General features: G+C 57.3%; 17 protein-coding genes. 13 read left to right on the top strand and 4 right to left on the bottom strand.

Annotated features, from left to right (window positions below):
* Positions 1 to 100: 100 nt before the first annotated feature.
* The 3 genes from VMY05_08950 to VMY05_08960 all read left to right on the top strand — a co-directional run bounded on the left by VMY05_08950 (position 101) and on the right by VMY05_08960 (position 2,488).
* Positions 101 to 1,129, top strand: a complete 1,029-nt coding sequence (locus tag VMY05_08950) for a GntG family PLP-dependent aldolase (GenBank protein ID HUV31199.1) — start codon at positions 101 to 103, stop codon at positions 1,127 to 1,129.
* Between the two features lie 78 nt (positions 1,130 to 1,207).
* The gene (locus VMY05_08955; GenBank protein HUV31200.1) at positions 1,208 to 1,702 is read left to right on the top strand and encodes a hypothetical protein; all 495 of its coding nucleotides are present in this window, start codon (positions 1,208 to 1,210) and stop codon (positions 1,700 to 1,702) included.
* Between the two features lie 21 nt (positions 1,703 to 1,723).
* Positions 1,724 to 2,488 (top strand): MBL fold metallo-hydrolase, encoded by a 765-nt coding sequence (locus VMY05_08960; protein ID HUV31201.1) that lies wholly within the window; start codon positions 1,724 to 1,726, stop codon positions 2,486 to 2,488.
* 65 nt (positions 2,489 to 2,553) lie between these two features.
* Here VMY05_08960 and VMY05_08965 read toward each other — a convergent pair whose 3' ends face one another.
* The 3 genes from VMY05_08965 to VMY05_08975 are packed head-to-tail and all read right to left on the bottom strand — an operon-like array spanning position 2,554 to position 5,955.
* Positions 2,554 to 3,306: a succinate dehydrogenase/fumarate reductase iron-sulfur subunit gene (locus VMY05_08965; GenBank protein ID HUV31202.1), complete on the bottom strand. Its 753-nt coding sequence runs from the start codon at positions 3,304 to 3,306 to the stop codon at positions 2,554 to 2,556.
* Positions 3,306 to 5,219, bottom strand: a complete 1,914-nt coding sequence (locus VMY05_08970; protein ID HUV31203.1) for a fumarate reductase/succinate dehydrogenase flavoprotein subunit — start codon at positions 5,217 to 5,219, stop codon at positions 3,306 to 3,308. Before VMY05_08970 ends, VMY05_08965 begins: the two co-directional genes overlap by 1 nt.
* A 1-nt stretch (position 5,220) precedes the next feature.
* Positions 5,221 to 5,955, bottom strand: coding sequence for a succinate dehydrogenase cytochrome b subunit (locus tag VMY05_08975; GenBank protein ID HUV31204.1), 735 nt, complete (start codon positions 5,953 to 5,955; stop codon positions 5,221 to 5,223).
* Between the two features lie 326 nt (positions 5,956 to 6,281).
* Here VMY05_08975 and VMY05_08980 point away from each other — a divergent pair, with 326 nt between their 5' ends.
* A complete protein-coding gene (locus tag VMY05_08980) occupies positions 6,282 to 6,851 on the top strand; it encodes a hypothetical protein (GenBank protein HUV31205.1) in 570 nt (189 codons plus the stop codon).
* 67 nt (positions 6,852 to 6,918) lie between these two features.
* On the top strand, positions 6,919 to 7,704 hold the full coding sequence (locus tag VMY05_08985; GenBank protein HUV31206.1) for a hypothetical protein: 786 nt from the start codon (positions 6,919 to 6,921) through the stop codon (positions 7,702 to 7,704).
* On the opposite strand, the gene VMY05_08990 is transcribed toward VMY05_08985, so the two are convergent.
* Positions 7,697 to 9,220, bottom strand: a complete 1,524-nt coding sequence (locus VMY05_08990) for a T9SS type A sorting domain-containing protein (protein ID HUV31207.1) — start codon at positions 9,218 to 9,220, stop codon at positions 7,697 to 7,699. The genes VMY05_08985 and VMY05_08990 overlap by 8 nt on opposite strands.
* A gap of 177 nt (positions 9,221 to 9,397) precedes the next feature.
* On the opposite strand from VMY05_08990, the gene VMY05_08995 reads away from it, so the two are divergent.
* The 8 genes from VMY05_08995 (at position 9,398) to VMY05_09030 (ending at position 17,318) form a co-directional block, all read left to right on the top strand.
* Positions 9,398 to 10,597 carry an ATP-grasp domain-containing protein gene (locus VMY05_08995; protein ID HUV31208.1) on the top strand — a complete coding sequence of 400 codons (1,200 nt, stop codon included), beginning with the start codon at positions 9,398 to 9,400 and terminating at the stop codon, positions 10,595 to 10,597.
* Positions 10,597 to 11,463, top strand: a complete 867-nt coding sequence (sucD, locus tag VMY05_09000; protein HUV31209.1) for a succinate--CoA ligase subunit alpha — start codon at positions 10,597 to 10,599, stop codon at positions 11,461 to 11,463. The genes VMY05_08995 and sucD overlap by 1 nt, the downstream gene beginning before the upstream one ends.
* A gap of 140 nt (positions 11,464 to 11,603) precedes the next feature.
* Entirely contained in the window at positions 11,604 to 11,837 is a 234-nt protein-coding gene (locus VMY05_09005) for a hypothetical protein (GenBank protein ID HUV31210.1), read from the top strand.
* A 58-nt stretch (positions 11,838 to 11,895) separates the two neighbouring features.
* Positions 11,896 to 12,978, top strand: a complete 1,083-nt coding sequence (locus VMY05_09010; GenBank protein ID HUV31211.1) for a serine/threonine-protein kinase — start codon at positions 11,896 to 11,898, stop codon at positions 12,976 to 12,978.
* A 28-nt stretch (positions 12,979 to 13,006) separates the two neighbouring features.
* Complete coding sequence (locus tag VMY05_09015; GenBank protein ID HUV31212.1) at positions 13,007 to 13,525, top strand: peptide deformylase; 519 nt, start codon at positions 13,007 to 13,009, stop codon at positions 13,523 to 13,525.
* 12 nt (positions 13,526 to 13,537) lie between these two features.
* On the top strand, positions 13,538 to 13,858 hold the full coding sequence (locus VMY05_09020) for a cupin domain-containing protein (GenBank protein ID HUV31213.1): 321 nt from the start codon (positions 13,538 to 13,540) through the stop codon (positions 13,856 to 13,858).
* A 268-nt stretch (positions 13,859 to 14,126) separates the two neighbouring features.
* Positions 14,127 to 15,491 carry a VCBS repeat-containing protein gene (locus tag VMY05_09025; protein ID HUV31214.1) on the top strand — a complete coding sequence of 455 codons (1,365 nt, stop codon included), beginning with the start codon at positions 14,127 to 14,129 and terminating at the stop codon, positions 15,489 to 15,491.
* 471 nt (positions 15,492 to 15,962) lie between these two features.
* Positions 15,963 to 17,318 carry an FG-GAP-like repeat-containing protein gene (locus tag VMY05_09030; protein HUV31215.1) on the top strand — a complete coding sequence of 452 codons (1,356 nt, stop codon included), beginning with the start codon at positions 15,963 to 15,965 and terminating at the stop codon, positions 17,316 to 17,318.
* Positions 17,319 to 17,498 lie beyond the last annotated feature (180 nt).

Genomic DNA, 17,498 nt, shown 5'->3' on the forward strand with positions numbered 1-17,498 from the left:
CCAAGCTGCGAAAGGCCGCCCCGATGGGCGGCCTTTTTTTTGCCTGCTTTTTTCCTGAGGTTTTCTGGCGCTGCCCGTCCTTTTTCGTATATTTCGAGCCATGAAGCTCATTGACCTGAGATCAGATACGGTCACCAGGCCGTCCGCCGAAATGCGGCAGGCTATTGCCGCTGCCGAGGTGGGTGACGACGTCCTGGGGGACGACCCCACCGCTATAGAACTCGAGCGCTACGTAGCCGACCTGTTCGGTTGCGAGGCCTCGCTGTTCGTGCCCTCCGGCACCATGGGCAACCAGATATGCCTGAAAGCCATCTCCCGGCCCGGGTGGGAGATGCTTTGCGACCGCGAATGCCACGTGATCAACTACGAGGTGGCGGGCCCCGTCGTCCATTCCGGACTCCTTGTCAATCTCCTTACTACCGAACACGGTATGATCACGGCCGAGATGGTTCGGCGGCACGTCCGGCCCAGGAACATTCACGCGCCCGAGACAAGAATCGTCGAACTCGAAAACACGCACAACCGCCACAGCGGAACCATCCTGCCGCAGGAGGAAATTCTCAGGGTGCGTGAGGTCTGCGACGAGTTCGGACTGCTTCTCCACCTTGACGGCGCCCGGATCTGGAACGCTCACGCGGCCACGGGGCTGTCCCTGCCGGAACTGATCCGGCCGTTTGACTCGGTTTCGGTCTGCCTGTCGAAAGGCCTGGGTGCCCCCATCGGGTCAATGATTGTCGGATCGGCCGAATTCATCGACCGCTGCCGGCGCCTGCGCAAGCTCTTCGGGGGCGGTATGCGCCAGGTGGGTCTTATCGCCGCCGCCGGGCTGTATGCCGTAAAGAATAACATTAAGAGACTGACGGAAGACCATACCAATGCGCGACTTCTGGCCGAGCAACTGAACAATCTTCAGCCTTTTGAGGTCGATCTGAACCGCGTGCAGACCAACATTGTCGTGGCCAACCTGAACGGCGAGCACACCGCCGAATCAGTCCTGGCCGGGCTAAGGGAGGTCAACGTCCTGGCCGTGCCGTTCGGGCCGAAGAAGATCCGTATGGTGACCCATCTTGACGTCACCCGCGCCGACTGCCAGGAGGCGCTGGAGCGGATCGGAAAGCTGTTCGCGTGACTGGAGGCCTAGCTGGAGCGGGGGCTGAGCCTTTTAGTACAGCGCGATAGGGAATCTTGAAATACGGGGAGGGGAGATATGGATTTGATTCAGTTCTTGTATGGTCTAGTCTCAGGAACTGTAGGTGGTGGCGTAGTCTCTGTCGTAAATGCGTGGCTTGGACGCCGTCATGAGGCTCATCAGGCAGAAAGGAACCGTGCGTTTCACTACGAACGCGCAATCACGGAGAAATCCATCGACGCACTGGACAAATGCTACAAAGTCATTGGAAATCTTGTCGCAGAGTTTGCAATCGTGGAGAAATCCCAATGGAAGGACATCAGCCGTTTCAAGACTGCCTGTCACGCGCTGGCTGAGGAAGGTAAGGGCGTCTACCTATACCTGCCGGAACCACTACAGGACCATGTTAAAGGTGTATTCGCGCACTTCGTAGATATTCTGAGGAAACTTGAAGCCACACCAGACGATGTTAAGCTAAAGGCACTGCAAGATAGCCTCGCTTGTATGAATGAACTGAACACGCGGTTCAACAACTTCATGAGGAAGTACAACGTCCTCAACAAGGCCGGGTGACGGCCATTTTGAGCAATGCCTTTGGCTTCTTTCACAATCCTCGGTTCCTCCTCGGGCATGCCGCACCCGCACCGGGCCTGCTCCGGGTACGTGCTACAGGTGGGGGAGAGCCTGAACCTGATCGATTGCGGTGGCGGGGTGGCGTCGTCGTTCCTCCGCTGCGGTTTTGACCCGCTGAAGCTGGACCGCATCTTCATCAGCCACACCCATTCGGACCACGTCGCGGAACTGACGCTCTTTATCCAGATGCTTCACGTGCTCGAGGCCGGCCGGCGGCTGGCCGTGTACGTACCGGATGAGTTCGTTGACCGGTTTGAAGACTACCTTGAAGCCGTGTATCTCTTCGGGCCGCGCCTTCGCCTTGACCTGGAAATTCACGGCTACGGCGACGGCCTGGTTATCGACGAGGGTTTTCGGTTAATCGCCATCGCCAACAGTCACATAGCCAAACTGGCTCCGTACCTCAGGGAGAATAACCTGCGCAATAAGATGCAGTGTTACAGCTTCAAAATCGAGGTGAACGACAGGTCGCTGCTGTACTCGGCTGATATCGGTTCATTCGATGATATCCGGGGCTGTCTTGACGGTCTGGATTACGCCCTTGTGGAAACCACGCACGTGGACGTCGGTGAAATCATCGAACACGCACGCACGTCGACGGTAAAGCAGTATATACTCACGCACCTGGGAAACGACGACGAAGCGGCCGGGATAGACAAGCGTGTACGGGCGGCAGGGATCACCAACATGTTGCTTGCCGCCGACGGTATGCGGCTCGATTTGTAACCCGACCAGCCCGCAGGCAAAAAGAAACCCCGGCGGTTTCCCGCCGGGGTTGCCGGTGACCGGGGTCAGACAAGTTCTCTCCTGAAGGAAGCTTTGAGAAACTCCCGGTTCATTTTGGCGATCACCTCGACACTAATCTCTTTCGGGCAGACCGCCTCGCATTCGTAGTAGTTGGTGCAGTTGCCGAATCCTTCGATATCCATCTGCGCGATCATGGCTTTGACGCGCCGGGCCTTTTCGGGACGGCCCTGCGGCAGGTGCGCGAAGTGCGACACTTTTGCCCCCACCAGCAGCATCGCCGACGCGTTCTTGCAGGCCGCGACGCACGCCCCGCAGCCGATACAGGCCGCAGCGTCCATCGCTTTCTCGGCAGCGGCCCTGGGAACCGGAATGGCGTTTGCATCCGGCGTACCGCCTGTATTAACCGAAATGAACCCGCCCACCTGCATGATGCGATCAAGAGCCGAACGGTCCACGACCAGGTCCTTCAGCACCGGAAAGCCCCTGGCCCGGAACGGCTCGATGGTGATAGTCTCACCGCTCTTGAAGTGCCGCATCCTCAGTTCGCAGGTAGTCGTGCCCCGGTTGGGTCCGTGGGGAATACCGTTGATTACCAGCGAACAAGCGCCACAGATCCCCTCGCGGCAGTCGTGGTCGAAGTGTATGGGTTCAATACCCTTCGCTACCAGGTCCAGGTTGACTACGTCGAGCAGTTCAAGGATGGACATATCCGGGTTGACGTCGTTGGCCTGGTAGGTCTCCATCCGTCCCTTGTCCCGCGCGTTCTTTTGGCGCCAGACACGTAAGGTCAGGTTCATTATTTATAGCTCCTTGTCGCCATTTCAACGTTTTCGAACTTGAGTTCCTCTTTGTGCAGTTCCGGCCTCTTATCTTCACCGGTGAATTGCCAGGCCGCGACGTACGCGTACTTCTTGTCGTTGCGCACGGCTTCTCCGTCCGGAGTCTGATGCTCCTCGCGGAAGTGGGCTCCGCACGATTCTTCCCGGTCGAGCGCATCGTGGCACAACAGTTCGGCGAACTCGAGGAAATCGGCCACGCGGTTGGCTTTCTCCAGCGTCTGGTTCATATCGTCGTTCGAGCCGAGCACCCGGACGTCGTCCCAGAACTCCGCGCGCAGGGCCGGAATCTCTTCCAGCGCCTTCTTCAGGCCCGCCTCGTTGCGCGCCATTCCCGCCTTCTCCCACATGATCTCGCCGAGCGCCTTGTGGAAAACGTCGGGTGACCGCCGGCCGTTTATCGACAGCAGTTTGTTCATCCTGCCGGTGACGGCCTCCTCCGCCTCGCGGAATTCGGCGCGGTCGACCGAAATGTTCTGCGGTCCGACGCGCGCAAAGTAGTCACCCACGGTGTACGGGATAATGAAGTAACCGTCGGCCAAGCCCTGCATGAGGGCGGAAGCACCCAGGCGGTTGGCGCCGTGATCCGAGAAGTTCGCTTCCCCGAGAACGTGCAGACCGGGGATGTTGCTCATGAGGTTATAATCCACCCAGAGACCGCCCATGGTGTAATGCGACGCGGGGTATATCCGCATCGGCACGCTGTAGGGGTCCTCATCGGTTATCAGGTGGTACATATCGAACAGGTTACCGTAGCGCTGGGTGATGGTTTCCCGTCCCAGCCGCTGGATGGAGTCGGAAAAATCAAGGTACACGCCGTACCTGGTCGGCCCGACCCCGCGACCTTCGTCGCACACCTCTTTGGCCGAGCGCGAGGAGATGTCACGCGGGGCAAGGTTCCCGAAACTCGGATATTTGCGCTCCAGGTAGTAGTCCCGCTCGTCTTCCGGAATCTCACCGGGCGGTCGCGTTTCACCTTTGTTCCTGGGGACCCAGATCCGACCGTCGTTGCGCAGCGACTCCGACATCAGGGTCAGCTTCGACTGGTACTCGCCGCTGTATGGGATGCAGGTCGGGTGAATCTGTATATAGCACGGGTTGGCGAACAGGGCGCCCTTCCTGTAAGCGCGGAAGGCCGCAGTGACGTTGCAGCCGAGGCCCATCGTGGACAGGTTGAAGACGCGGCCGTACCCGCCGGTGGCCAGAATAACCGCGTCGGCGGCGTGCGAGCTGATCTTGCCGGTAACGAGATCGCGGACGATTATCCCCTTGGCGTGACCGTCGATCAGTACCAGCTCCAGCATTTCCGTACGCGGGAACATCGTCACCTGGCCGAGTCCGATCTGCCGGCACAGGGCCGAGTAAGCACCCAGCAGCAACTGCTGGCCGGTCTGGCCCCGGGCATAAAACGTCCGTGATACCTGGGCGCCGCCGAACGACCGGTTGTCCAGCGTGCCGCCGTATTCACGGGCAAACGGCACGCCCTGCGCCGCGCACAGGTCTATGATGTTGTTCGACACCTGGGCCAGGCGGTAGGTATTGGCTTCGCGCGACCTGAAATCACCGCCCTTGATCGTGTCGTAAAACAAACGCCAGATGGAGTCGCCGTCGTTCTGGTAGTTCTTGGCCGCGTTGATACCACCCTGGGCGCCGATGGAGTGAGCGCGCCGGGGGCTGTCCTGGAAACAGAAGGCCTTCACGTTGTAGCCGAGTTCGGCCAGAGATGCCGCAGCCGAGGCTCCGGCCAGGCCCGTGCCGACCACGATCGCGCTGTATTTCCTCTTGTTGGCCGGATTGACCAGCTTCAGCTCAAATCTGTGGTGGTCCCATTTCTCAGCTAAAGGGCCCGAGGGAATCCTGGAATCTATGTTCATTCTACCTCATCCCCCCTGGCAGCGTTATCAATCCTGCCAAAATGGTTACCGGAATGGAGACAAATCCGACGAAAAGCACTATTGCAATCAGTGCGGAAAGCACCTCCAGCGCCTTCTTGGAACGCTGATTGCTCCATCCCATTGTCTGGAACATGCTTGAAAAGCTGTGACTGAGGTGATAAGCCACCATGAACATGGCAATGATGTACAGCCCGGAGATCCAGTAGTTCTGAAAGCCGAGGATAACCATCGAATAGGCATCGAATCGCCCCTGCCCGTCCGCCAGAGTGACGTAGGCCGGGTTGGTTACCCTGACCGTGAAGTGCAAAACGTGGTAGGCAACAAAAGCGAGAACCAGCAAGCCGGTGTAGATCATCGTCCGCGACGCCAGCGTCGCCTCTACCGTGTCCTTGACGCGGTACCCGACCGGTCGCGACTGCCAGTTCTCGAGCTTGAGCTGGATGCCCAGCCAGATATGAAGCACGAACGAGATAAACAGCACTGCCCGGATCGCCCAGAGCATCGGTCCCAGGCTGTGCAGGAACTCAGCGTAGGCGTTCAGCTGGTCCTGGCCCAGGTAGATTTGAAGATTACCCAGCATGTGCCCGACCACGTACCCAAACGAGACAAATCCGGTAATCGCCATCACGATTTTCTTCCCGATTGAGGTGGTGATCTGGGTGGTAATGCCTGCGGATACACGTGCCGAGATGGTTGACGAGACTGTCGCACTCATAGGCAAATTCCCTTCTGTATTGATTTATGAACATAGCCTCATGTGACACACGTGTCAAACGAAAAATGATTTCGCCGCCAGTTCAGACAAGAGCGCAGACTGGTGCATCGGGTATCGCGGGCAAGCGGCCGGCCGAACTAACCGGGAACCGCTTCTCATGGTCGGGGTATACATTCAAACGGGTCAGGCGCGTGTGGCCCCGTGCTTCGCCCGGTGTTGGCGGAAAAGTGGATTGACAACGGCGGAGGGGTTTTTTATGTTGACCCATTAATCGCATGGTGTCGATATAAGAAAGCGAACGGTTTAACTCGGTACTGGAGAAGGATATGTCCAAAGTACGCATTCTGTTCGTCGCTGTCCTGGTGCTGGCACTGGCCGCCGGGTCGTCCATGGCCGCGTCGGTGTCGCTGAAGTTGTCCGGCCCCGGGATGGTCAACGACAGCACAATCAAGGCTGGGGAAAAGGTTTCCGTTGACGTCTACTGGACCAACGACAAGGAACGTCGCGGTTTCACGGTTGGATTCAAGTTTGATTCCAAGGATATCAAGCAGATTGTGCATGTCGCTGACAGTGGCAAAGGTTTGAACCTGCTCGGTGATATCAAGGGGCACAACGGCTGGCAGGACAAGTCGATCTTCGATATCACCGGCGTCCTGGTGCCCGAGATTGACTGGGACGGAAAGCTCCCGGATCTGGTTGGGTTTGGCGGAGCTGTGGGCAAACAGCGTTACCTCCCGCACGAGGATATGAAGTGCCTCTCGTTTGATCTGATCGTTCCCGATGCCGGGACACTCGTTGTCGATTCCGCGTTCTTCCCTCCGGGCGGCTACTGGAAGTTCGGCTCGGGAGAACAGCCGGAATGGAAGGGGCCATACAGTTTCCACGTGGTGAAATAGCGACAACGCTGTAAGGCCCGCTCTCGGGCGGGCCTTTTTTATTGGCCTTGAAAGCTTACCGCAAGACATGTACAAGCTCCTTTTTCTGCTCGCCCTGTGGACTGTCGCGTCCCGGGATATCTCGACCGAGACCGACAAGCCCGTGGTGCCCGAAACACCGGATACGACCGACGTCGGCAGGGCCGCTCACCTCGTCGTCAGACTCGGAAGGATCACGGTCGACAATATGCGGCTGGATGATACCCTGTCGCTCATTCTTGAAGCCCCCGGTGATGAAATCGCCGCGTTCGCGCTGAAGTTCGGATGCGACAGCAGGTACGTGAACATCGTCGACGTGTTGCCGGGAGAGATCCCCGACTCGTGCGATTGGGAGTACTTCCAGGCCCTGCCCGTGACTACCGCCGATGATGTACGCAGGCCGCGAAACCTGTGGACAGCGATGGCTCTGGCCAAGATGTCCCCCGACGCTACCCGTCCGCCGTGCCTCGGACTGGGCCGTCCGGCCTCGTTGCTCAGGCTGGTTCTGTCCAACGAGAATGTGCCGCAGGTGCCGGATCAAAACGTGCCCATCTTCTTCTACTGGGAGGATTGCCGGGACAACGTGTTGTCGGATATGACCGGTCAGACACTGAACGTGTCCAACAATGTAATCGATTACTACGACGTCGAACTGCCGGAGAACGAGGACCTGTTCCCGACCTGGAAAGGCACGCCGCAGCCGTGCATCGATCCCGCCCGCGAAAACCACCCGCGCCGCCGCGTCGACTTTTACAACGGCGGCGTGGAATTTCGTCTTCAACTGGAGCCGCCTGCCGGTGATTCGGCAGCCGCCCCCGTTGGCGATTCTATTTGACAAATGTCATCTTGATGACTCTGGATTCCCGTTCCGATTTCAGCCGCGCCAGGAAAACGCCGCTTGCCACCTGCCGGCCGGCCTGATCACGCGCGGGCCATGTCACGCTTAGCTCCCCCGGATCTGTCACCTCGTTGTGCAGGGTAGCTACACGCTGCCCAAGAACGTTGAAGACTGCGAGTTCAAGGGGTTGTCTTCGCGGGTTGACAAAGGATATCACGGTTTCCCCGTTGAACGGGTTGGGGTAATTCTGCCTGAGCACGATGCTTGACGGCAGGGCGTCCAACTCCGGCTCAGTGACGTCCGTGGGCGTCGTCAGCCGGTAGATGAACACCGTATCATAAGACCTTGCCAGGACGTGAAGGTCCCAATCTGTCAACCCGGTCTCGAAGAACGAGACCGCCTGCAATCGATGGGGCAGCGAAACGGAGTCGGTGATCTGTCCCGTGGCCGCGTCAAGAGACAGGATTGACCCTTTGTAATTGATGCCGACTATGTTCTTCTGATCCTTTGTGGCATAGTGGAACGCAAGGCTGGCACCTGAACACCACAACTCGCTCAGGCCTCCCTCGGGATGGATGCGGATACAGCACAGACCCTCGGCCCGGGAAGTCGCATCTAATTCCAGCCAATCGCACCACCGTGGATCATCATAACTGGATGTACAGACCGTCCGCCATGTTATGATGAGTTCCTTGCCACTATGTTCCGGTGCGAAATCCCCGAAAAGCATCGACACCGCCAGACGATCCTGGTACGAGATGAACCCCAGGCCCTTGGAGCCGTCCCAGAGGCTTACTCCGATACGGGCTGACACCTCCGCCGGTTCACTACTGTGGACCTGGTAGTAATAGTAGCGATTATCGACGACTACGGTACCGATCCGGTCAGGATTACTCAATGGCGCGTCGAATATACCCGTCGACGCGTGGCTCCAATGAACCGAATCCAGCTCAGGGCTGAAGACAGTAGAATGGTCTTCTACGTCCACGATGACGCCCGGGGGCATATACGAGCGGCAGCTAAAGACGTAACTAAACTGGACTCCCGTCAGCGCCCCCGTGGAATCGGTGACGCCAAAGAGATCCGTGTACAGGGCAATATCAGGGCTGTATACGGTACAGGGCCAGTCGAGTTCGTGTTCGTTTATCACCCATGCGGAATCCGTGGTCGCCCCCAGCGCAACCACATGGGGAAAGCAACCGCCCCTGTAATATACCAGATAGATGAGCCACCGATCCTGTTCCGGATCGACGAAAGCCAGCGTCTTTTGCAGCTCCTCGCCTGTTTCGGCGACAACGTCCCGCGAACTGCCCATCGTGTGAATGACGACCCGCCCGTTCGTGCTGTCAGCGGCCACGTAGCCGATAAGCTGCCCGGCTTCGTCGAGCACCGGAGAAAGGTGCCGATAATCCTCCCCGCCGTCGACAACGCGCTGATATACAAGCTGGAACGGGCCTGCAAAGGTTGAGGAAACGAGAAGCGCCGCGGCCAGGGCGACCTGTAAGCCTTTCATAAATACTCCCCCGCTTACTACCAATATAACCCTGATCCCCGGCCGGGCAAGATAAAATCCTGGTGCCGCCGACCCTGACAATTCCGGTTGACTTGCGCCCGCAAAGAGCTACATTGGGCGGCAGAATTAACGTTTGCGACCCTGGACAAGCGATTCTACCCGGCAGGATTCCTGAGTATGCGACTGTACGAATTCGAAGCTAAGGAATTGTTCAAGAAGTCCGGCATCCCGGTGCCGGAGGGCCGCGTGGCTGCCTCGGCCGACGAGGTTTACCGGGCGGCGGCGGCCGCAGGCGGGCCGGTGGCGCTCAAGGCGCAGGTTCTGACCGGCGGCAGGGGCAAGGCAGGCGGTATCAAGCTGGCTGACGGCCCCAACGAAGCACGCACGCTGGCCGACGGTCTCTTCAAATTGACGATCAAGGACTTCCCGGTGGAACGCCTGCTGATCGAACCAAAGCTCGATATTCAGCGCGAGTTCTACGTCGGCGTAACGATTGACCGGGCCAATTACAGGCTGGTCTTGATCGCCTCCGGCGAGGGCGGCGTGGATATCGAGGAAACCGCCGAGAAACACCCTGAGAAAATCATCCGCAAGTCATTTTCCATAGACGAAAAGTTGTACACGTTCGATGCCCTGGACGTCGCCAAGAAAATCGGCATTCCGCCCGCCCTGCTCAGGGACGCAGCCGGGATCATCCGCAATCTCTACGGGCTGTTCAAGGCGCACGACGCCAAGCTGGTCGAGATCAATCCCCTTGTCTTGACCGGTGATGACAAACTGATCGCGGCCGATGCCCGGATGTCGCTGGATGACGACGCCGTGTTTCGCCACCCGGAGCTGAAAGACATGGGCATCGAAAAGCGCCACGAGGAAGGGGAGATGACGCCGCGTGAGAGGCAGGCTTCCGACTGGGGCATCCCGTACCTCGATCTCGACGGCGACATCGGCATGTTTCCCGGCGGGGCGGGGTTCGGCATCATGGGCAACGACTTCATCGAGCACTTCGGCGGCAAACCGGCCAATTTCATGGATTCCGGCGGCGGGCCCTCGCCTGAACGCATTGCCAAGATGCTCGTGCTGCTCGATGAAAACCCGAACGTCAAGGCGATCTTCGGCGCGCGTTTCGGCGGCATCAGCCGCTGCGATGATTTCGCCAGGGGCGTCATCATGTTCCTGAAGGAACACGGCCTGTCCAAGCCGGTTGTCATGCGCATGACCGGCAACATGTGGGAGGAAGGCGTGCGCCTGTTCGAGGAAGCCAGAGAAGCGGACCCCACCCTCATGGACAAGGTCGAGTTTCACGGCATCGAGACACCTATCGAAGAAATCGCCCAACGTGCGGTCGAGCTGGCCCGGCAGGCGGGAGGCAGTGACTGATGGCCATACTCGCTGACAAAAACAGCCGCGTCATGGTACAGGGGATTACCGGCGGGGCCGGCAAGTTCCACACCGAGCGCATGATCGCCTACGGCACCAACATCGTGGGCGGGGTCACGCCCGGCAAGGGCGGGCAGAGCGTGCACGAAAGGCCCGTCTTTGACACTGTCACCGAATGCATGGAACAAACCGGGGCCGACGTCTCGGTCGTGTTCCTGCCGGCGGCGGCCGTCAAGGAAGCCGCTATCGAAGCCGTCCGCGCGGGCATTCGCTTTCTTGTCGTCGTCCCCGAGCACATTCCGATTCACGACATGCTGCACGTCCGCGAGGAAGCCGTCAAACACGGCGCCACCGTCATCGGCGGCAACACCGCTGGAGTCATCACACCGGGCGAGGCCAACCTCGGCATCATGCCCGACATCGCCTTCAAGCCCGGCCGCGTCGGTACCGTCTCGCGCTCCGGATCGATCACCTACTACGTCGCCGACACGCTTTCACGGACCGGCTACGGCGAGTCGACCTGTGTCGGACTCGGCGGCGACCCCGTGCTCGGCTCGACCTTCAACGAAATCCTCCGGATGTTCGAAGAGGACGACAAGACCAAAGCGGTGGTGCTGTGCGGAGAGATCGGCGGCGTCTACGAGGAAAAGGCGACCGAAATCATCCCGAAAATGAAAACACCGGTGCTGGCCATCATCGGCGGTATATTCGCGCCCCCCGGCAAGCGCATGGGCCACGCCGGGGCGATTGTCGAGGGCCGCATGGGCACGGCCAGAGAAAAGCTCGACATGCTCACCGAGGCCGGCGCCCACCCCTGCAAGACCTTCCTGGACATCCCCGTCATCCTCAAAAAGCTGGGCGTGTAGTCCCGTCGTGGCGCAAAGCCCTTGTGCCGCGGTGCATCCCTAATTATATTCGGTTTAACCGTCAGGGGGTCCCGCATCGTGCCTGTCACATCAAGGCCTGACCTCAAGGAATCGATATGTAGATGAGAAGGAGGGCGCATATGCCGGATCAGAAACCCGATTGGAGATCGTTCGACCCGAAGAAATTCGCTGAGAACCGCAGGGAGCTTGACCGACGCGAGACCCAGGAGAAGGTCGCATCAGATGAACTCAGGCGGGTCGAAGCGCAGAGCCCGATAGATTTCGCGGCTTACAAAAAGGCGTTGCGCGCATTGGAGGAGAAGCGGAAGGTTACAACTGATTTCATCAAGAGCCTATTGGCCGAAGATGAATAGTGGTAAGCCGTTCGTCGGGCTGTAATCTAGAAAGAGATAATATGGGAAGAGGTGTAGGATGGCTCAGTCCTATGGAAAATGGCAAGTCGTAAAGAGTCTGGCCGAAGGCGGGCAGACACACGTCTTCCTCGTGCGTGATGAAAGCGCGCAGCACGAAGGTGATTTCGTTCTGAAAAGGCTGAAAAACGAGGCACGGCTTGGCCGGTTCAAGAACGAGATTGAGGCACGCCAGAAACTAGACCACAACCGTATACCTAAGGTTGTTGACAGCGATGTCGAGTCGAAAAAGCCATACCTTGTCGAGGAGTATGTTAACGGTATTACGCTCCGAAAGGCAAGGGACGAATTCAAAGATGATCCCGTGAGGACGCTGGAATACTTCATCCAGATCTGCGAGGTCATACGTTTCGCGCACAGTCAGAAGGTCATCCACAGGGACATCAAACCTGATAATATCCTCTACCGCAAGAGCGACGATACGATGCACGTGACGGACTTCGGCATTTGTTACATATTGGATCAGGAAGGGGATGAACGCCTAACGCAGTTGCACGAACAGGTAGGCCCTCGTGGTTTCACAGCGCCAGAACTCGAAGCGGGACGGGGCGCAGAAGTCACGCCCGCCTGTGACGTTTATAGCCTGGGTAAGCTTCTATATTGGTTGCTGACCGGGAACGTCGTATTTAGGGAAGAACACCGGGGAGATCGGTGGGAGCTGACAAAGGTCCATGGTGCCCAAATGCTGAGAGTGCACAAGTTGCTGGACAAGATGCTGGTCAAAGAGGCGGACGCGCGATCTTCCGCGTTAGGCCCGCTGATAAAGCAGGCCCAGCGGGCTATAAGCCTGATGGCTCGGAACGTGAATCCGATCTCGGGTGATGCACCTCAGTTGTGTATGTATTGTGGCATCGGTCATCTTGAGTGGGGTGCGAGTTGGTACCCCGACAAGGAGAAGAGCACAGGCGGAGCTTATAGAGATGTCAAAGCTGAGTTTGACGAGTTTGGCATTGAGTTGCCCCCGAATGAAGAACGGATATGGCATGTGGGCCTATGCAACTACTGCGGAAACGTTCAACTGTTTATTCGCAACGCGAACAACCGCGTTTGGGAAGAGCGGACCCATCCTGAGCCTGAGTATTAGGTCTGGCCGTTGGTGAAGTACTGACCCCATGCCCCCGCGTGAAATACTACAACTCGGGAATCCGGTGCTGTGGGAAACGTGCCAAAAGGTTGAGGACGTCTCCTCGCACGATACACGCTCGCTCATTGGCGACCTGAAGGATACCCTCGCGGCCTTCAGAAAAGCCAACGGCTTCGGACGCGGGATAGCCGCACCGCAAATCGGGAAACTCCACAGAGTCATATACGTAAACATGCAGTCCGGCGGGTTCGAGGGTGCGCTCATCAACCCGGTAATCGTCCGGCAGGACGACCGGCGCATAGAACTTTGGGACGGCTGTTTCAGCTTCCCGGAGCTTCTGGTGCGGGTCTCGCGGGCGGCCCGGATAGACGTTGAATACGTCGATGAGCAGGGACAAAAACAAACCGTCGCGGCCGAGGACGACCTGTCGGAATTGCTTCAACACGAAATCGATCATCTGGACGGCATCCTGGCCGTGCAACGGGCCGTCTCGCCGACGGCTTTCATGACAAGGAAAGAATGGGAGCGGGCCGGAAGGCCGCGCTGAGAGGAGATCGTCATGCCGTTTGTCAACCTGAAAGACTGCAAAGAAAAAGAACCCATCCCCGGCTATCGTGGCCGGTTCATTCATTGCGAGAGCATGACCATAGGGTACTGGGACATCGACGAGGGAGCGGTGGCGCCGGAACACACCCATCCCCACGAACAGGTGGTCAACGTTATCGAGGGCCGGCTCGAGTTGACGGTCGATGGTCAGGCGCAAGTGCTGGAACCTGGCCTGGCGGCCGTTGTGCCCGGCAATGTGCCCCATTCTGCAAAGGCTCTCAGCCGCTGCCGGACTATCGAAGCGTTCTGTCCCGTAAGGGAAGACCTTCGCTGAGGCCGCTGTTCGTCAGGACATCAATTTCGGGGCCCGGCCGGCCCTTCCCGGCCTGAAATATCGTTGACTTTCTGGACCACGGTGCCTATATTAGTACGTCAACTACGGCCCTGATCAACTTGCTACCGACTACTTGATCTGACACCGGGATCAACCACTTCACGCTGAGGGGCTGGAGAATCCCTGCTGTGGGGGCGGGTGCGTTTTGAAACACGACGCTAAATGTCTGAGTTGGCTTGCAGAAAACCAAACACCAGGGGAGATAAAGATGAAAAACGTACTCAGATCAGGGTGTATCCTGGCGCTGTGGATGATGGTGGGAATGGCACTGGTCATACCAGATGCCCTGGCCGTTGAACCATGGTTCGGCGCAAGGACCGACTATGTTGTGGGAAATGGTCCCATCTCTGTCGTCGCGATTGATCTTGACGGAGATGGTGACAATGACCTGGCGGTAGCTGACGACCGTGTCTGCATTCTGAAGAATAACGGTGACGGGACATTTCAAGCCGCGGTCAACTATGTCGCAGGAGATGAGCCGACCTCTGTCGTCGCGATCGATCTTGACGGGGATGGTGACAATGACCTGGCGGTAGCCAACTATGGCACTGACGCTGTCTCCATTCTGAAGAATAAGGGTGACGGGACCTTTCAAACCGCGGTCGAATATGGCACGGGAGATTACCCAACCTGTGTCTTCTCGATTGATCTTGACGGTGATGGTGACAATGACCTGGTGACAGCTAACACAAACTCTGACAACGTCTCCGTTCTGGAGAATAACGGTGACGGGACGTTTGCGGCCCCGGTCAACTATGGCGCACTTGATGGTCCGTGGTCTGTCACCTCGGCTGATCTTGACGGAGATGATGACAATGACCTGGTGGTATGCAATAGCCACTCCGGCTATGTTTCCATTCTGAAGAATAACGGTTACGGGACCTTTGCGGCTCCGGTCAACTATTACGGAATAGAACAGCCGAGTTCTGCCGTCGCGATTGATCTTGACGGGGATGGTGACAAGGACCTGGCGGCGGGTGATTATGACCTTCCTCGGTATGAGAGTGTCTTGATTCTCAAGAATAACGGTGACGGGACCTTTGCGGCCGCGGTCAACTATGGCGCAGGAGATGGTCCGCGCTCTGTCTTCTCGATCGATCTTGATCGTGATGGTGACAATGACCTGGTGGCAGCTAACTACTTCGATAACAACGTCTCCGTTCTGGAGAATAACGGTGACGGGACCTTTGCGGCCACGGTCAACTATGGCGTAGGAGTTGGTCCGCGCTCCGTCTCCTTGGCTGATCTTGACGGTGATGGTGACAATGACCTGGCGGTGGCTAACTTGGACTCTGATAATGTTACCATTCTACTCAACCTGTACATGGAACTCTGTTGCGAGGGTATCACCGGCAACGTGGATGGCGATCCGGGTGAGATCATCGACATCGGTGACCTGACATTCCTGATCCGGTACCTTTTCATTCCTCCCCCCGTTGCACCGGAGTGCATGAATGAGGCGAACATCGATGGAGACGAAGCTGGCATAGTCGATATAGGCGACCTGACGGGGTTGATCGACTACCTGTTTATCAGCCAAACGCCCCCGGCGGACTGCCCGTCGGGCCTGTAGACCACAGCCGGTGCGGAGGGCGCATGAATAGCCATAAGATGCTGTTGTTGAAGTAGGGCGATTTACCCGAGATTATCGAAAGGGCAGGCCGGCCAGGCCTGCCCTTTGCACATTCAAGGCAATGCCCCTCATTCCGGAAAGGCTCTCAGCCCCTGCCGGACTATCGAAGCGTTCTATCCCGTAAGAGAAGACCTTCGATAAAACGAGTGTTCGAAAGCAGGTCGGTTTTGGCTTGCGACCGGCCCTTCCCGGCCTGAAATATCGTTGACTTTTTCGTCCATTGTGAGTATATTTATAGATCAACTGTTGCCCGTCATCAGCCTGCTATCGCCTGCATGACCTGACATTGGAATAGCTGACTTCACGCCGAGGGGCTAAAAGATCCTTGCAGTGTGGGCGAGTGTTTTTCGAAAAGCGAAGCCAAATATCTGAGCCGGATTGCAGATTGAAAACATACCGGGGGAGGCAGAGATGAAAAACGCACTTAGATCAGCGTGTATCCTGGCGCTGTGGCTGGCGGTGGGAATGACACTGGTCGCACCTGATGCCCTGGCCGATGAACCATTGTTCGCCGAAAGGATCGATTATGGCGCAGGAAATGGTCCGTGCTCTGTCTTCTCGATTGATCTTGACGGTGATGGTGACAATGACCTGGCGGTAGCTAATGCCCTCTCTAACAATGTTTCCATTTTGAAGAATAACAGTGACGGGACCTTTGAAACGCCGGTCAACTATGGTGTAGGAACCCGGCCAATTTCCGTCTTCTCGATTGATCTTGACGGTGATGGTGACAATGACCTGGCGACAGCCAACTTTGACTCTGACAATGTCTCCATTCTGAGGAATAACGGTGACGGGACCTTTCAAACCGCGGTTGCCTATGGCGCCGGAGAGGATCCGGCCTCAGTCTTCTCGATTGATCTTGACGGTGATGGTGACAATGACCTGGCGGTAGCTAATGCCCTCTCTGACAATGTTTCCATTTTGAAGAATAACGGTGACGGGACCTTTCAAACGGCGGTCAACTATTGGGCAGCAGGAGTCCGGCCAACCTCCGTCTTCTCGATTGATCTTGACGGGGATGGTGACAATGACCTGGCGACAGCTAATAGTTACTCTAACGGTGTTTCCATTCTGAAGAATAACGGTGACGGGACCTTCCAAAGCGCGGTCGCCTATGACGCAGGAGTTTGGCCGCAATCTGTGTTCTCGATTGATCTTGACGGTGATGGTGACAATGACCTGGCGACAGCTAACTTCTACTCTGACGATATCTCCATTCTGAAGAATAACGGTGACGGGACCTTTGGGTGGCCGGTCAACTATGCCGTAGGGACTCGGCCATCCTCTGTTTTCTCGATTGATCTTGACGGTGATGGTGATAATGACTTGGCCGTAACGAACTTTGAGGCTGACAATGTGTCGGTTCTCAGAAATAACGGTGATGGGACGTTTGAAACCGCGGTCAACTATGGCGCAGGAGATGGTCCGTCTACTGTTTTTGCGATTGATCTTGACGGTGATGGCGACAATGACCTGGCGGTAGCTAACTGGTCGTCTGACAATGTTTCTATTCTCTTCAACCTGCTGATGTCCTGCTGCAAGGGTATCACCGGCAACGTGGACTGTGATCCGGGTGACATTGTGGATATCGGTGACCTGACATTCCTGATCCGGTACCTTTTCATTCCTCCTCCGACTCCGCCGCCCTGTATGGAAGAGGCAAATATCGACGGTGATGAAGCCGGGGTTGTCGATATAGGTGACCTGACGTCGCTTATCGATTACCTGTTTATCAGCCAAACGCCCCCGGCGGACTGTCCGTAGGGCCTGTAGACCACAGCCGGTGCGGAGGGCGGATGAATAGCCATAAGATGCTGCTGTTGAAGTAGGGCGATTTACCCGAGATTATCGAAAGGGCAGGCCGGCTCGGCCTGCCCTTCATTTGGGCCGTCCTTCTGAGTTTTCTGGAACCTTACCCTTGCGGGCGCAGCTATAAACCTGATA

The sequence above is a fragment of the Acidobacteriota bacterium genome (assembly GCA_035529075.1).
In the GTDB taxonomy this organism is placed as follows: Bacteria; Zixibacteria; MSB-5A5; order GN15; family FEB-12; genus DATKXK01.

What these genes read in the sequence shown, in the direction of transcription:
- VMY05_08950 (HUV31199.1), top strand. Translation starts at nt 101, where the DNA reads ATGAAGCTCATTGACCTGAGATCAGATACGGTCACCAGGCCGTCCGCC.
- VMY05_08955 (HUV31200.1), top strand. Translation starts at nt 1,208, where the DNA reads ATGGATTTGATTCAGTTCTTGTATGGTCTAGTCTCAGGAACTGTAGGT.
- VMY05_08965 (HUV31202.1), bottom strand. Translation starts at nt 3,306, where the DNA reads ATGAACCTGACCTTACGTGTCTGGCGCCAAAAGAACGCGCGGGACAAG.
- VMY05_08970 (HUV31203.1), bottom strand. Translation starts at nt 5,219, where the DNA reads ATGAACATAGATTCCAGGATTCCCTCGGGCCCTTTAGCTGAGAAATGG.
- VMY05_08975 (HUV31204.1), bottom strand. Translation starts at nt 5,955, where the DNA reads ATGAGTGCGACAGTCTCGTCAACCATCTCGGCACGTGTATCCGCAGGC.
- VMY05_08980 (HUV31205.1), top strand. Translation starts at nt 6,282, where the DNA reads ATGTCCAAAGTACGCATTCTGTTCGTCGCTGTCCTGGTGCTGGCACTG.
- VMY05_08985 (HUV31206.1), top strand. Translation starts at nt 6,919, where the DNA reads ATGTACAAGCTCCTTTTTCTGCTCGCCCTGTGGACTGTCGCGTCCCGG.
- VMY05_08990 (HUV31207.1), bottom strand. Translation starts at nt 9,220, where the DNA reads ATGAAAGGCTTACAGGTCGCCCTGGCCGCGGCGCTTCTCGTTTCCTCA.
- VMY05_08995 (HUV31208.1), top strand. Translation starts at nt 9,398, where the DNA reads ATGCGACTGTACGAATTCGAAGCTAAGGAATTGTTCAAGAAGTCCGGC.
- sucD (HUV31209.1), top strand. Translation starts at nt 10,597, where the DNA reads ATGGCCATACTCGCTGACAAAAACAGCCGCGTCATGGTACAGGGGATT.
- VMY05_09005 (HUV31210.1), top strand. Translation starts at nt 11,604, where the DNA reads ATGCCGGATCAGAAACCCGATTGGAGATCGTTCGACCCGAAGAAATTC.
- VMY05_09010 (HUV31211.1), top strand. Translation starts at nt 11,896, where the DNA reads ATGGCTCAGTCCTATGGAAAATGGCAAGTCGTAAAGAGTCTGGCCGAA.
- VMY05_09015 (HUV31212.1), top strand. Translation starts at nt 13,007, where the DNA reads ATGCCCCCGCGTGAAATACTACAACTCGGGAATCCGGTGCTGTGGGAA.
- VMY05_09020 (HUV31213.1), top strand. Translation starts at nt 13,538, where the DNA reads ATGCCGTTTGTCAACCTGAAAGACTGCAAAGAAAAAGAACCCATCCCC.
- VMY05_09025 (HUV31214.1), top strand. Translation starts at nt 14,127, where the DNA reads ATGAAAAACGTACTCAGATCAGGGTGTATCCTGGCGCTGTGGATGATG.
- VMY05_09030 (HUV31215.1), top strand. Translation starts at nt 15,963, where the DNA reads ATGAAAAACGCACTTAGATCAGCGTGTATCCTGGCGCTGTGGCTGGCG.